Annotated in this window: 13 protein-coding genes and 1 pseudogene; 12 read left to right on the top strand and 2 right to left on the bottom strand. The window is 67.3% G+C overall.

Going from position 1 to position 13,276, the window contains the following annotated elements:
* The first annotated feature begins 9 nt into the window (after positions 1 to 9).
* From AC099J_RS20140 to AC099J_RS20125, 4 genes and pseudogenes are all read left to right on the top strand, one after another.
* A complete protein-coding gene (locus AC099J_RS20140; protein WP_479617044.1) occupies positions 10 to 927 on the top strand; it encodes an amidohydrolase family protein in 918 nt (305 codons plus the stop codon).
* A 1-nt stretch (position 928) separates the two neighbouring features.
* A pseudogene (gene ligA / locus AC099J_RS20135) lies at positions 929 to 1,297 on the top strand (protocatechuate 4,5-dioxygenase subunit alpha); the annotation flags it as partial.
* Between the two features lie 99 nt (positions 1,298 to 1,396).
* Positions 1,397 to 2,299, top strand: a complete 903-nt coding sequence (locus tag AC099J_RS20130) for a class III extradiol dioxygenase subunit beta (protein WP_479617103.1) — start codon at positions 1,397 to 1,399, stop codon at positions 2,297 to 2,299.
* Between the two features lies 1 nt (position 2,300).
* On the top strand, positions 2,301 to 3,251 hold the full coding sequence (locus tag AC099J_RS20125) for a Gfo/Idh/MocA family oxidoreductase (protein WP_479617043.1): 951 nt from the start codon (positions 2,301 to 2,303) through the stop codon (positions 3,249 to 3,251).
* Between the two features lie 184 nt (positions 3,252 to 3,435).
* On the opposite strand, the gene AC099J_RS20120 is transcribed toward AC099J_RS20125, so the two are convergent.
* Positions 3,436 to 4,245, bottom strand: coding sequence for a peptidoglycan-binding protein (locus AC099J_RS20120; protein ID WP_479617042.1), 810 nt, complete (start codon positions 4,243 to 4,245; stop codon positions 3,436 to 3,438).
* Between the two features lie 278 nt (positions 4,246 to 4,523).
* On the opposite strand from AC099J_RS20120, the gene AC099J_RS20115 reads away from it, so the two are divergent.
* The 5 genes from AC099J_RS20115 to AC099J_RS20095 all read left to right on the top strand — a co-directional run bounded on the left by AC099J_RS20115 (position 4,524) and on the right by AC099J_RS20095 (position 9,783).
* Positions 4,524 to 5,900, top strand: coding sequence for an MBOAT family O-acyltransferase (locus AC099J_RS20115; protein WP_479617041.1), 1,377 nt, complete (start codon positions 4,524 to 4,526; stop codon positions 5,898 to 5,900).
* Positions 5,901 to 6,968 (top strand): hypothetical protein, encoded by a 1,068-nt coding sequence (locus AC099J_RS20110; RefSeq protein WP_479617040.1) that lies wholly within the window; start codon positions 5,901 to 5,903, stop codon positions 6,966 to 6,968.
* A 17-nt stretch (positions 6,969 to 6,985) separates the two neighbouring features.
* Positions 6,986 to 7,228: an acyl carrier protein gene (locus AC099J_RS20105; RefSeq protein ID WP_479617039.1), complete on the top strand. Its 243-nt coding sequence runs from the start codon at positions 6,986 to 6,988 to the stop codon at positions 7,226 to 7,228.
* Between the two features lie 121 nt (positions 7,229 to 7,349).
* Positions 7,350 to 9,299 carry an HAD-IIIC family phosphatase gene (locus AC099J_RS20100; protein WP_479617038.1) on the top strand — a complete coding sequence of 650 codons (1,950 nt, stop codon included), beginning with the start codon at positions 7,350 to 7,352 and terminating at the stop codon, positions 9,297 to 9,299.
* Positions 9,292 to 9,783 (top strand): VOC family protein, encoded by a 492-nt coding sequence (locus AC099J_RS20095; protein ID WP_479617037.1) that lies wholly within the window; start codon positions 9,292 to 9,294, stop codon positions 9,781 to 9,783. Before AC099J_RS20100 ends, AC099J_RS20095 begins: the two co-directional genes overlap by 8 nt.
* A gap of 112 nt (positions 9,784 to 9,895) precedes the next feature.
* Here the strand turns inward: AC099J_RS20095 and AC099J_RS20090 are convergent, their stop codons facing one another.
* The gene (locus AC099J_RS20090) at positions 9,896 to 10,855 is read right to left on the bottom strand and encodes a LysR family transcriptional regulator (RefSeq protein WP_479617036.1); all 960 of its coding nucleotides are present in this window, start codon (positions 10,853 to 10,855) and stop codon (positions 9,896 to 9,898) included.
* Between the two features lie 96 nt (positions 10,856 to 10,951).
* Between AC099J_RS20090 and AC099J_RS20085 the strand changes: the two genes are divergently transcribed.
* The 3 genes from AC099J_RS20085 to AC099J_RS20075 all read left to right on the top strand — a co-directional run bounded on the left by AC099J_RS20085 (position 10,952) and on the right by AC099J_RS20075 (position 13,270).
* Positions 10,952 to 11,302, top strand: coding sequence for a protocatechuate 4,5-dioxygenase subunit alpha (locus AC099J_RS20085; protein ID WP_479617035.1), 351 nt, complete (start codon positions 10,952 to 10,954; stop codon positions 11,300 to 11,302).
* 26 nt (positions 11,303 to 11,328) lie between these two features.
* Entirely contained in the window at positions 11,329 to 12,174 is an 846-nt protein-coding gene (locus tag AC099J_RS20080) for a class III extradiol dioxygenase family protein (protein ID WP_479617034.1), read from the top strand.
* A 94-nt stretch (positions 12,175 to 12,268) separates the two neighbouring features.
* The gene (locus AC099J_RS20075) at positions 12,269 to 13,270 is read left to right on the top strand and encodes an aldo/keto reductase (protein WP_479617033.1); all 1,002 of its coding nucleotides are present in this window, start codon (positions 12,269 to 12,271) and stop codon (positions 13,268 to 13,270) included.
* The last annotated feature ends 6 nt before the right edge of the window (positions 13,271 to 13,276 follow it).

The raw sequence follows: 13,276 nt of genomic DNA, 5'->3' as shown, positions 1-13,276 counted from the left end.
GGAGACAACATGAGTGAATTCACCAAGACCCCCGGCTGGATGGACTGGTACGCCGGCCCCACCAAGCCCAAGTTCCAGGTACCGCCCGGCAGCGTCGATGCGCACTGCCACGTGTTCGGCCCGGGCGACGAGTTTCCGTTCGCGCCCGAGCGCAAGTACACGCCCTGCGATGCCAGCAAGGCGCAGCTCTACGCGCTGCGCGACCACCTGGGCTTCGCCCGCAACGTCGTCGTGCAGGCCACCTGCCACGGTGCCGACAACCGCGCCATGGTCGATGCCTGCAAGTCGTCCGGCGGCAAGGCGCGTGGCGTGGCCACCGTCAAGCGCAGCATCAGCGACGCCGAGCTGCAAGAGTTGCACGATGCCGGTGTGCGCGGCGTGCGCTTCAACTTCGTCAAGCGCCTGGTCGACTTCACGCCCAAGGACGAGCTGCTGGAGATCGCCGGCCGCATCCACAAGCTGGGCTGGCATGTGGTCATCTACTTTGAGGCGGTCGATCTGCCCGAGCTGTGGGACTTTTTCACCGCGCTGCCGAACACGGTGGTGGTGGACCACATGGGCCGGCCCGATGTGAGCAAGCCTATCGATGGGCCCGAGTTCGCGCTGTTCGAAAAATTCATGCGCGAGCACACCAATGTGTGGAGCAAGGTGAGCTGCCCCGAGCGCCTGTCGGTCGCCGGCCCCAAGGCCTTGAACGGCGAGCAGAACGCCTACACCGACGTGGTGCCGTTCGCGCGCCGCATCGTCGAGCAGTTCCCCGACCGCGTGCTGTGGGGCACCGACTGGCCACACCCCAACCTGAAGGACCACATGCCCGACGACGGCCTGCTGGTGGACTTCATCCCGCACATCGCGCCGACGGCCGAGCTGCAGAAGAAGCTGCTGGTCGACAACCCGATGCGTCTCTACTGGCCCGAGGAGGTCTGACATGGCCCTGAACAAACCCTATCTGGACGTGCCCGGCACGACCATCTTCGACGCCGACCAAAGCCGCAGAGGCTATTGGCTGAACCAGTTCTGCATGAGCCTGATGAAGGCCGAGAACCGCACGCGCTTCAAGGCCGACGAAGACGCCTACCTGGCCGAATGGCCGATGACCGCCGAGCAGCGCGCGGCCGTGCGGGCACGCGACCTGAACTGGGCGATGCGCACCGGCGGCAACATCTACTTTTTGGCCAAGCTGGGTGCCACCGACGGGCTGTCGTTCCAGCAGATGGCAGGCTCCATGACCGGCATGACCGAGCACGCCTACCGCGACATGATGATCGGCGGTGGCCGCAGTGCCGAGGGCAACCGCTACCTGGGCGAGGGCGGCAATGCCCAGGGCCCGGCGGCGCAGTCAGAAGCCTGGAAAGAGTGGGAGCTGACGCACCAGGAGGCGCTGGCCGCGCAGATCATGGGCCAGCACGCAGCCAAGCAGACCGGCGCTGGCCAGGCCGCCGCGCATGCGCACATCACCGCCGCAGTGTTCACGTCGCACGTGCCAGCCATCGGCGCTGCCATCGACCTGGGCAAGACCGAAGAGCCGTACTGGAAGCCGCTGTTCGCAGGGTATGAGCCGTCCAAGCAGTGGATGCGCGACAACCGGCCCGACGTGGTGTTCCTCGTCTACAACGACCACGCGTCCAGCTTCGACCTGGGCGTGATCCCGACGTTTGCCATCGGCACGGCGGACGAGTTCGAGCCCGCAGACGAGGGCTATGGCCCACGCCCCGTGCCCAAGGTGATGGGCCACCCGGACCTGGCCTCGCACATCGCGCAGTCGGTCATCCAGCAGGACTTCGACCTCACCATCGTGAACGACCTGAAGGTGGACCACGGCCTCACGGTGCCGATGAACCTGTTGTTCGGCTCGCCGGAGGCCTGGCCCGTCAAGGTGATCCCGTTCCACGTCAACGTGGTGCAGTACCCGGTGCCGAGCGGCAAGCGCTGCTTCCAGCTGGGCCAGGCAATCCGCCGCGCGATCGAGTCGTATGACCAGCCGCTCAAGGTGCAGATCTGGGGCACGGGCGGCATGAGCCACCAGCTGCAGGGCCCGCGCGCCGGCCTGATCAACAAGGAATGGGACAACAAGTTCCTGGACCGCCTGATCGCCGACCCGGCCGACCTGGCCGAGATGTCGCACATCGAATACGTGCGCGAAGCCGGCTCCGAAGGCATCGAGCTCGTGATGTGGCTGATCGCACGCGGGGCGATGAGCGATGTTGCCGGCGGCCCGGCGCCCACGCTCAAGCACCGCTTCTTCCATGTGCCGGCGTCCAACACGGCCGTGGGCCACCTCGTTCTGGAGAACAACTGACATGACCATCAAAGTAGCCCTGGCCGGTGCCGGCGCATTCGGCATCAAGCACCTGGACGGCATCAAGAACATCAACGGCGTCGAAGTCGTCTCGCTGATCAGCCGCGACCTGGACAAGACCCGTGAAGTGGCCGACAAGTACGGCATCGCACACGTCACGACCGACCTGGCCGACAGCCTGGCGTTGAAGGAAGTCGACGCCGTCATCCTGTGCACGCCGACGCAGATGCACGCCTCGCAGTCGATTGCCTGCCTGAAGGCGGGCAAGCACGTGCAGGTGGAGATTCCGCTGGCCGACAGCCTGCAGGACGCCGAAGAAGTGGTGGCGCTGGCCAAGCAGACCGGCCTGGTCGCGATGTGCGGCCACACGCGGCGCTTCAACCCCAGCCACCAGTACGTGCACAACAAGATCACGGCTGGCGAGTTCAACATCCAGCAGATGGATGTGCAGACCTACTTCTTCCGCCGCACCAACATGAACGCCCTGGGCCAGGCGCGCAGCTGGACCGACCATCTGCTGTGGCACCACGCGGCGCACACGGTGGACCTGTTCGCCTACCAGGCCGGAAGCCCCATCGTGCGCGCCAACGCCGTGCAAGGCCCGATCCACAAGGACCTGGGCATCGCCATGGACATGAGCATCCAGCTGCAGGCGGCCAATGGGGCGATCTGCACGCTGTCGCTGAGCTTCAACAACGACGGCCCGCTGGGAACGTTCTTCCGGTACATCGGCGACACGGCGACCTACCTGGCGCGCTACGACGATCTGTTCACCGGCAAGGACGAGAAGATCGACGTGTCCAAGGTGGCCGTGTCCATGAACGGCATCGAGCTGCAGGACCGCGAGTTCTTCGCCGCGATCCAGGAAGGCCGCGAGCCAAACAGCAGCGTGGCGCAGGTGCTGGCGTGCTACCAGGTGCTGCAGGGGCTGGAGCATCAGCTGCAAAGCTGATTCGGAAGGGTTTGGCGGGGGCAGGGCGCGAATCGCTGGAAACCCTGGCGCACAGTTGTGAGGGCGTCGGCGTCGAGTTCAAGCGCAGTAATGCGCGGCACGTGACGCCGTCCATGCGCAGCGCCTTGCAGGATCTTGACCTCGACAGGACGGCCACGCACGTAGCCCGCCCAGGGCACGATGGCTACACCCCCTTGCCCGCCGCATCCAGCGCCGCCCAGGCATCCCGCCCCACGATGCCGTCCACGTCGAGCTGCCGGCCATGCTGGAAGGCGGCCACCGCCACTTCGGTGCCGACCCCGAAGTCGCCGTCGACGGCGACCATGAACCCCAGCTTGCGCAGCAGGCGCTGCAGCTGCACCACCTCGTCGCCCTTGGAGCCACGCCGCAGCACCGGGCGCCCCTTGGTGGGCGGGGCTTCGCCCAGCAGCACGAAGCCCTCGATGCGCGCGACGGCGGCTTTGGCCTTGCCGGTGGCACTGCGCCGGTCGGCCAATCCGTTCTGCCCGCCGTTGACCAGCTTGGTGGCCCTGACCACATCGTCCTGGTCGCACACGGTGTTGATCTTGCGCTGCTTCCAGAACTCGCAGGCGATGCGCAGAGACAGCACCGGCTCGGCCGCCAGTTCCGGATCGTTCACCAGATCGACGCCGAGCCGGGTGCCATAGGTCTTGTAGTTGGCGCGGCCGGTCAGCTGCAGCAGTCCACGGCCCTTGAAGCGCCGGCCGTCGCCAGCATGGGTGTTGCCCAGGTCCGCCCGGCCTTCGTACTTGTCGCCGCTGGAGAACTCTTCCGTGGTGCGAAAGCCGGCCGCTTCGTGGCAGGTCTGGCCCAGAAAGTGTGCGATGCGCAGCCGGGTGTTGATGCCGTATTCGGCCAGCGTGACGGCCAGCACCTCGCCGACGGCCGTGATGATGGCGTTCTGCCGTTCCGCCAACTCACCGCTGAAGGTGGGTGCGATTTCGCGCATGGTGTGGGCATCGACCTGAATCATGGGAATTCCTTGCGTCGTCGGGTGTGTCGTTGATAAGTCGACCGACGCGGGCTGGTCATCCCCAAAAGTGAGGAGAAGAGTCCTCCAGCCCGACCGCAGCAGGCACGTTGTTCGCTTGCGCACCGCCAGGGTTTGGCGACCAATGCCAGCAGAGGTCCCGGCGAACATCGTAATCAAATGTAATAATTCACTACTCTTGGTATTACGTCAGATTCATGTCGTTCGTTTCCCCCAGTTTTGTCGGATTTATCCTTGCGGTTGCCCTGGCAAGTCAGCTATTGAACCGACCCTGGTGGCGCAGCGGCATCTTGCTGCTGGCCAGCGCCGTTTTCGTGGCCAGCCAGGTGACGCAGCCATTGCAACTGCTGCCGCTGGCGGCATTCGTGATGCTCGGGTATGGGCTGGTGGAGATGTTGCGCCGCACCCGCTCGACCGCAGGGCTGTACCTGGGCGTGGGGCTGGTGCTGGCGCTGTTCATCGTGCTCAAGCGCTTCAGCTTTCTGCCTGAAGGCTTCGGGCTGCCATTCCTGTACCTGATTGCCGGGCTGTCCTATGTCCTGTTCCGCATCATTCACCTGATGGTGGATGCACAGCAGGGCGAGCTGGACCGCCGGGTGCCGCTGCTGCACTACCTGAACTTCAGCTTCAATTTCCTGACCTTCACGGCCGGGCCGATCCAGCGTTACCAGCAATTCGAAGCCACGCAGAAAGAAGCCCGGGCGCTGGACCCGCAGCGTGTGTTCGATGCCTTCGCGCGCATCGTGCTGGGCTTCGTGAAGGTGGCGGCGATTTCGGCCGTGTTCGAGTATTTGTTCAGCAACCTTTCAGGGCGGCTGCTCGATCCGCCGCTTGCGCAGTCGTGGCTGCTCATGGCGCTGCTGCTGCTGGGCAGTGCCGTTTGCTACACCGTCTACCTGTACGCCAACTTCGCCGGCTACATGGACATCGTCATCGGCGTCGGCTGGCTGCTGGGGCAAGACTTGCCGGAGAACTTCAACCAGCCGTTCAAGGCCCGCAGCTTCCTGGATTTCTGGGCGCGCTGGCACATGACGCTGTCGGAGTGGTTCAAGACCTATCTGTTCAACCCCTTGCTGCGCGTGCTGGCCACGCACTTCACGGCTGCAGCGGCGGCGCCGTATCTCGGTGTGGTCGCGTTCTTCGTCACCTTCCTGGTCATGGGGGTCTGGCACGGCACGACTGCGGTGTTCGTGGTGTATGGCCTGCTGATGGGGGCCGGCGCGAGCGTCAACAAGCTGTGGCAGGTGGTGGCCACCCGGCGGCTCGGCAAGAAGCGTTACAAGGCCCTGGGCGAACGCACGCTGGCCATCTACCTGTCTCGCGGGCTGACGACCTCGTATTTCGCGCTCGCCATCACCTGCCTGTGGGTCGACATGGCGCAGCTGCAAAGGCTGGTGGGAACGCTGGGCCTGCACGGCCTGCTGATGGTCTATGTGCTGCTGACCTGCGCCGCTGCGCTCGCGTATGGCGCGTGGGATGGCCTGGCCAGCCGCTGGCACGAACGCGCGCCGCAGCACGCGCTGAGCCGTGGCGGGCTGGTCGTGCGCCATCTGGGCCTGGGCTTTCGTGTGTTGTTGGTGTTTGTGGTGACGTCCTTTTTCCACAAGGCACCCGAGTTCGTCTACCGGGCCTTCTGAATGGCACTCATCCTGAGACAGGCGCTGTGGTTGTTGGTGTCGGTTGCCGCCGCGTACGGGTTGTTCCTGGCGGCCAGTGTGCTGGTCGTGCGCCCTGGCGAGCCGGCACAGCGGCTGGACGCCGGCAAGGCTGGCGACACGCTGTTCATGACCCAGCCGAAGTACGTGTTCCTGTCGCGCAGCCGCTTGAACACCGATGCCGACAAGGTGCTGCTGGTCGGCGCTTCCAACACCATGGCCGGCTTCAAGCAGGAACAGGTGCAGCCCTTGCTGCCCGGGCTGGAGGTGCACAACCTCTCGGTCGGCGGGTCGAACATGACCCAGCTTGCGCAGATCACCCAGCTCGTGCGGGAAGTGCAGACGCCGCAGGCGCGGCAGCACGACCTCTACGTGTTCGGCCTCTGGTATGGCGTCTTCGCAAGCGACGCGGCACGGTGGCGCACGCCGGATCGCGTCGCCGGTGACACCGATCTGGACATCGAGCGCTACCGCTATGGCTTTTACCGCCGCAGCCCCCAAGGGCCGATGCCCGTGCTGCCTGCACGCTACCTGGATGTCGGTGTGTTGCTGGTGCACCCGTTTCTGGTGCTGGACACCCTGGCGCGCGATGCGACGCGCGGCATGCGCAGGTTCTTCGATGCGCGACCGGCTTCGATGGACGATGCGCAGCGCAATGCCATCGTCGTCGACCCCGAGCGGCAGGAGAAATACCTCGCCTTCTGGCGCGACTACACGGGCGGCGCGCAGGCGCTGGAGCCAGAGCAGTTTGCAGCGTTGGAACGCTCGGTGAACGCCATCGTGGCCGATGGCGGCCGCGTGCTGCTGGTCGACCTGCCCATTCCGGCATGGCACACGGCGGGCTCGGTGCTGGCAGCGGACTACCGGCGCCAGATGGATGCCTTGCTGGCGCGGCTGCGCGGGCGCCCGGGCGTGCAGGTGCTGGACATGCACGATGCCTCGGCCAACGACGATTTCAGCGACGAGGTGCATCCCAAGCCGCGCGTGGCGCCGCAGTGGGCCGCGCGTCTCGCCGACGCCATTGCACAGCCCCCCACCAGATCCCATTGAGCACGAGGAACCCCGACATGAGCACCCCCACGATCTATGAGCGCCTGACGGCGCTGTTGGGCGACATCTTCGACGACGAGGAACTCATCGCCACCCCCGAGCTGACCGCAGACGATGTCGACGAGTGGGACAGCCTGGCCCATGTGCGCCTGGTGCTGGCCGTCGAGAAGGCATTCGGCGTCAAGTTCTCGGCCGCCGAGGTGAGCCGGCTGAAGAACGTGGGCGAGTTCGCATCGCTGATCCAGGCCAAGACGAAATGAGCGCCGCGCCGGGCCGCCGCAAGCAAGCTCGCACCGAAGGCGAAGCCGGAGGAAATCTAGTGAGCGCCGCGCCGGGCCGCCTCAAGCAAGCTCGCACCGAAGGCCAAGCCGGAGGCACTCAGTGAGCGACCTGAGCCTGCACGCGCGGCTGGCCTGGTTGCCCGCACCACCGGCCGACTTCAGCCAGCGCTGCCGCGCGTTGACCGATGCGGGCGACGCAGAGCCGCTCGGCAAGCGCGTGCAGGCCCTGGCCACCAGCGCGCTCGACGAGAACCAGCTCAACCGCCTGGCCCGGCAGATGGCGCGCTGCGCCGCGCAAGGCCGATCACTGGCGCCACTGGTGCCGTTCCGCCTGGGCATCGTCTCCAATGCCACGACGCACTTTCTGGTGCCACCCCTGGTCGCAACCGCAGCGCGCTTCGGCATTGCGCTGGAGTGTGTGGAGGCCGATTACGGCCAGGCCATGCAGTCGGCGCTGTCGCCTGAATCGGCCATCCGCCGCGCCGGCTGCGATGTCGTGCTGCTGGCGCTGGACGTGCGCGGCCTGCCGCTGCAGCCCGTGCCTGGCGACGCCGCTGCGGCGGCCGAGGTCGTCGATGCCGCGCTGTCGCAGCTGAACGCCATGCGCGAGGGGCTGCACCAGGGCGGCGTTCCCGTCTGCATCGTGCAGACGCTGGCGAGCCCGGTCGAGCCGGCGTTCGGCCATCTGGACTTCACGCTCGACGGCACCATGCGCCAGCTGGTCGATGCGAGCAATCGGGCCATCGCGCAGAGCCTGCGGGGCAGCACCGATCTGCTGCTCGACGTGGCCCGCCTGGCCGAGACCGTCGGGCTCGACGCGTGGCACGACGAGCGCCTATGGAACATGGCGAAGCTGCCGTTCTCCAGCGACTTCCTGCCGCTGTACGCAGACCATGTCTGCCGCCTGGTGGCCGCCCTGCGTGGCCGCAGCCGCAAGTGCCTGGTGCTGGATCTGGACAACACCGTCTGGGGCGGCGTGGTCGGTGACGATGGCGTGGAGGGCATCGTCATCGGCCAGGGCGACGCGACCGGCGAGGCGCACCTGCAGGTGCAGCGCACCGCCTTGATGCTGCGTGCGCGCGGCGTGGTGCTGGCGGTCTCGTCGAAGAACAACGACGACACCGCCCGCGAGCCCTTCCGCCGCCACCCCGAAATGCTGCTGCGCGAGGAGCACATCGCGGTGTTCCAGGCCAACTGGAACGACAAAGCCACGAACCTGCAGGCGATCGCCGCCGAGCTGTCGCTGGGTGTCGATGCGCTGGTGTTCCTGGACGACAACCCGGTCGAGCGCGCGCTGGTGCGCCGCATGCTGCCCGAGGTGGCCGTGCCCGAGCTGCCGGACGACCCGGCGCTGTACGCGCGCACGTTGCTGGCGGCCGGGTACTTCGAGGCCGTTGCTTTCTCGGCAGAAGACCGCCAGCGCGCCGGCTACTACCAGGACAACGCCCGACGGGCCACGCTGGCCAGTCAGGCGGGCGATCTGGGGGCGTATCTGGCGTCGCTGGAGATGCGGCTGACGCTGCAGCCCTTCGATGCCACCGGGCGCTCGCGCATCGCGCAGCTCATCAACAAGTCCAACCAGTTCAACCTGACCACGCGGCGCTACACCGAGGCCGAGGTGGCGGCGCTGCAGGACGACGACGCGGCGTTCACGCTGCAGCTGCGGCTGCAGGACACCTTCGGCGACAACGGCATGATCAGCGTGCTGGTCTGCCGCCGCGACGGTGACGACTGGGACATCGACACCTGGCTCATGAGCTGCCGGGTGCTGGGCCGGCAGGTCGAGCAGGCGGTGCTGCAGGAACTGGCGGCGCAAGCCCGCCTGCGGGGCATCCGCCAGTTGCGGGGCCGCTATCTGCCGACCGAGAAGAACAAGCTGGTCGAGGACCATTACGCCAAGCTCGGCTTTGCATTGGCGAAGCGCTGGGACGACGGGCGGACGGACTGGGTGCTGCCGGTGCAGAACATCGCCGAGGTGCCCGTGCCGATGGCCGTGGAGCGCATCGGACTGCAGCCCGCGCCCGTGCTGACGGATGCCGCCCATGGCTGAGCACGACGCCGTGGCGTTGCCGCCTTTGCCGGGGCTGGCGTTCCACCACGTCGGCATCGGCGTGCGCGACATGGACGCTGCCCTGCGCGCGTACGCCGCCATCGGCCACCCGCTGTTGCTGCAGGTCGACGACCCGGGCCTGAACATCCGCGTGGCCTTTGTCGCGAGCCCGCCGCGCGGGCCGTTCATCGAGCTGCTGGCGCCACTGGAGGCAGGCGGGCCGTTGGATGCGCTGATGCGCCGCAAGGTCTTGCCCTCGCCCTACCACACCTGCTATGCCGTGGACGACATCGAGGCGGGCGGCGCGGCCCTGAGCGGACGAGACTTTATGTGCGTCGCCGAGCCGACGCAGGCCCTGGCCTTCGATGGCGCGCGCGTGGCGTTCTACTACCACCTGGACATCGGCTTGATCGAACTGGTGGAGCGTCCACCCGCCCGGCTGCGGCCCGGTTCGGCGTGGAGCCAGGGCGGCCCGCCGGACTGAGCTGCGCACCGCGCCCGCGCAGCCGGAGGGATCAGGGCGGTAACGGCTCCGGCGGCGCAGACGGCGCAGACGGCGCGGACGGCGCGGATGGCGCGGATGGCACAGACAGCGCTTACGACGCGGACGCGGATGCCGAGACAGGCGCCGACGATCCAGACTTCGCCGATGCGCGCATGCGCAAGCCCTGCGCCAGCGCCACGATCCGCTCGCGCATCCAGCGGTGCGCCGCATCGTGCTGGTGGCGCTGGTGCCAGACCATGTACATCGCAATCGGCGGGCAGGCGACCGGCACCGGCACGCTGGCGCAACCGTGGAGCAGGCCCTCGCCCAGCAGCCCCGGCACGGTGGCCAGCAGCGGGCTGCCACGCAGGAAGGCGGGCAGGCCCGCAAAGCCCGGCAGCATGACGGCGAAGCGGCGTGCCACGCCGGCCTGCTGCAGCGCGGCATCCAGCGCCAGGGGACGGTTCGGCGCGTAGACGACGGTGACGTGGTCGGCCGCCAGGTAGTCGGCGCGGCCGCGCGGGGCAGGGCGTGTGGCGGCGTCGTAAAAAACGCGGTAACGGTCGTCGAACAGGCGCTGCTGCAGCACGTCGCCGCCGTCGGGCGGGCGCGGGCTGATGACCAACTGCACCTGGCCGTCGCGCAGCAGGTCCAGTGAGGGCACGTCCGAGGCCAGCACGCGCAGCGCCACGCCGGGTGCCTCGGCGCGCAGCCGCGCCGCCAGCGCCGGCAGCAGCACGTCACGCTGGAAGTCATTGGCGGCGATGCAGAAGGTCGTGCGCCAGCGCGCCGGGTCGAACTCGCCATGCCGCGCGAAGGCCTGCAAGCGCACCAGCAACTCGCGTGCTTCGGCCGCCAACACCTGGCCGCGCGCCGTGGCCACGATGCCGCGCCCAGACTTCACGAACAGCGCATCGCCGGTGATGGCGCGCAGCTTGTCCAGCAGGTGGCTCACCGCCGACTGGGTCACGTCCAGCTGCTCTGCAGCGCCTGTGACAGAGCCGGCATCGACCACTGCGACCAGCGTCCGCAGCAGCCGCGCGTCCAGGCTTGACCAATCGATTCCGCTCATGGGTTTCATCATGATCGATGCGTTTATCTTTGGCAATCGCGTTCCCATACTTCAGCCCTGCCACGTGCTGTGCGTGGCGTTGACTGGAGACACCCCATGCATTTCGACCACCCCGAGATTCCCGGCACAACGCTGTTCGACAGCCGGCTGGCCCGCAAGGGCTATGCGCTGAACAAGATGTGCTTTTCGTTCAATGACAAGACGGCCCGCGATGCTTTCGTGGCCGACGAGGAGGCTTACATGCGCCGCTTCGGTCTGAACGAGGAACAGGCCGCCGCGATCCGCGCGCGCAACGTGCTGCAACTGATCGCCGCTGGCGGCAATGCCTATTACCTGGCCAAGTTCGCGGGCATCTTCGGCCTGGACATGCAGGACATCGGCGCGCAGCAGACCGGCTTGAGCAAGGAAGCCTTCAAGGCCAAGCTGGCTGCGGCCGCGCACGGCTGATTCATTGACTTTTCAGGAGACATTCCATGGCCAAAATCATCGGCGGGGTCGGTACCTCGCACATTCCCGCCATCGGCGGTGCCATCCACAAGGGCTTGCAGAACGAGCCTTACTGGAAGCCCTTCTTCGACGGCTTTCCGCCCGTGCGCGACTGGCTGGCCACGGCACGGCCCGACGTGGTGGTGATGTTCTACAACGACCACGGGCTCAACTTCTTTCTGGACAAGATGCCCACCTTCGCCGTCGGCGCGGCGGCGCAGTACGTGTCGTCCGACGAGGGCTGGGGCATTCCCACGCAGCCGCCCGTGGCCGGCGACCTGGACTTGTCATGGCACGTGATCGAGACGCTGATCGACGCCGAGTTCGATGTCGTGACCTGCCAGGAGATGCTGGTCGACCACGCCTGCACGCTGCCGCTCAAGCTGCTGTGGCCCGAGGGCCCGTGCCCGGTGCGCATCGTGCCGGTGTGCATCAACACCGTGCAGTTCCCGCTGCCCAAGGCCAGCCGCGTGTATGCGCTGGGGCAGGCCGTGGGCCGGGCCATTGCGTCGTGGGACAGCGACCAGCGCGTGGCCGTCATCGCCTCGGGCGGCCTGTCGCACCAGCTCGATGGCGAGCGCGCCGGCTTCATCAACAAGGCCTTTGACCTGCAGTTTCTGGACAGCCTGGAATCCAACCCGCAGTGGGCCACGCAGTTCTCGGTGCACGAGCTGGTCGAGAAGGCCGGCACGCAGGGCGTGGAGCTGCTGATGTGGCTGGCCATGCGCGGTGCGCTGACGGCGGCCGGCCCCAGCGTGCGGCGTGTGCAGCGCAACTACCACATCCCGATCTCCAACACGGCCACCGCTGTGGTGGCGCTGGCGGCGGCGTGATGCGCGCTGGGTGATGTGTGATGGGTGATGGGTGATGGGTGATGGGTGATGGGTGATGGGTGATGGGTGATGGGTGATGGGTATATTGGTGCCCATGCAAACACGCACCATCGGACCCTTCACCGTCTCGGCCATCGGCCTGGGCTGCATGAACCTCAGCCATGCCTATGGCTCTCCACCCTCACCCGAGCAGGCCGAACGCCTGCTGCTGGCCGCGCTGGACGCCGGCGTCACGCTGTTCGACACGGCAGCCTTGTACGGCTTCGGCGCCAACGAGGAGCTGGTCGGCCGCGTGCTGGCGCCGCACCGGCACAAGTTCACCCTGGCCAGCAAGGGGGGCATGGCGGGTGTGCGGGGGGACGACGGCATCGTGCGTCGCGTGATCGACGGCAGCCCCGAGGCCGTGCGACGCAACTGCGAGGACAGCCTGCGCCGGCTCGGCACCGACGTGATCGACCTGTACTACCTGCACCGTTGGGACATGAAGGTGCCCATCGAAGACAGCGTGGGCGCGCTGGCCGACCTGGTGCGCGCGGGCAAGGTGCAGACCATCGGCTTGTCCGAAGTGTCGGCCGCCACGCTGCGCAGGGCGCATGCCGTGCACCCGATCACCGCGGTGCAGACCGAGTATTCGCTGTGGACGCGCAACCCGGAGATCGCCGTGCTCGACGCCTGCCGCGAGATCGGCGCGGCCTTCGTCGCGTTCAGCCCGCTGGCCCGCGCCTTTCTCACCGGCAAACTGACCGACGTGACGGGCCTGGACGCCAAGGACATCCGCCGGCCGATGCCGCGCTTCGCGCCCGAGAATTACGCGGCCAATTTGAAGCTGCTGACCCCGTACGCCGCGCTGGCGCAGGAGCTGGGTTGCACGCCTGCACAGCTGGCCCTGGCCTGGCTGCTGCACAAGGCGCCGCACATCGTGCCGATCCCGGGCACCACCCGTCTGGAGCACCTGCAGGAAGACCTGGGCGCTGCCGGTGTGCAGCTGTCGGGCGAGGCCATGGCGCGTGTCGAGGCGCTGATCCACCAGGGCAATGTCGTCGGCGCGCGCTATGCGCCGCAGGGCACGGGCGAGGTGGACACCGAGAGTTTCTGACGCCGG

The organism is Rhodoferax sp. RT4P68 (assembly GCF_056521305.1).
The sequence above is the reverse complement of the archived record's forward strand: the minus strand, read 5'-3'. Positions and strand labels throughout refer to the sequence as shown.

Bases quoted from the DNA above. Each gene is read 5' to 3' on its own strand.
- AC099J_RS20140 (WP_479617044.1), top strand. From the start codon at position 10: ATGAGTGAATTCACCAAGACCCCCGGCTGGATGGACTGGTACGCCGGC.
- AC099J_RS20130 (WP_479617103.1), top strand. From the start codon at position 1,397: ATGGGCCAGCACGCAGCCAAGCAGACCGGCGCTGGCCAGGCCGCCGCG.
- AC099J_RS20125 (WP_479617043.1), top strand. From the start codon at position 2,301: ATGACCATCAAAGTAGCCCTGGCCGGTGCCGGCGCATTCGGCATCAAG.
- AC099J_RS20120 (WP_479617042.1), bottom strand. From the start codon at position 4,245: ATGATTCAGGTCGATGCCCACACCATGCGCGAAATCGCACCCACCTTC.
- AC099J_RS20110 (WP_479617040.1), top strand. From the start codon at position 5,901: ATGGCACTCATCCTGAGACAGGCGCTGTGGTTGTTGGTGTCGGTTGCC.
- AC099J_RS20105 (WP_479617039.1), top strand. From the start codon at position 6,986: ATGAGCACCCCCACGATCTATGAGCGCCTGACGGCGCTGTTGGGCGAC.
- AC099J_RS20095 (WP_479617037.1), top strand. From the start codon at position 9,292: ATGGCTGAGCACGACGCCGTGGCGTTGCCGCCTTTGCCGGGGCTGGCG.
- AC099J_RS20090 (WP_479617036.1), bottom strand. From the start codon at position 10,855: ATGAGCGGAATCGATTGGTCAAGCCTGGACGCGCGGCTGCTGCGGACG.
- AC099J_RS20085 (WP_479617035.1), top strand. From the start codon at position 10,952: ATGCATTTCGACCACCCCGAGATTCCCGGCACAACGCTGTTCGACAGC.
- AC099J_RS20080 (WP_479617034.1), top strand. From the start codon at position 11,329: ATGGCCAAAATCATCGGCGGGGTCGGTACCTCGCACATTCCCGCCATC.
- AC099J_RS20075 (WP_479617033.1), top strand. From the start codon at position 12,269: ATGCAAACACGCACCATCGGACCCTTCACCGTCTCGGCCATCGGCCTG.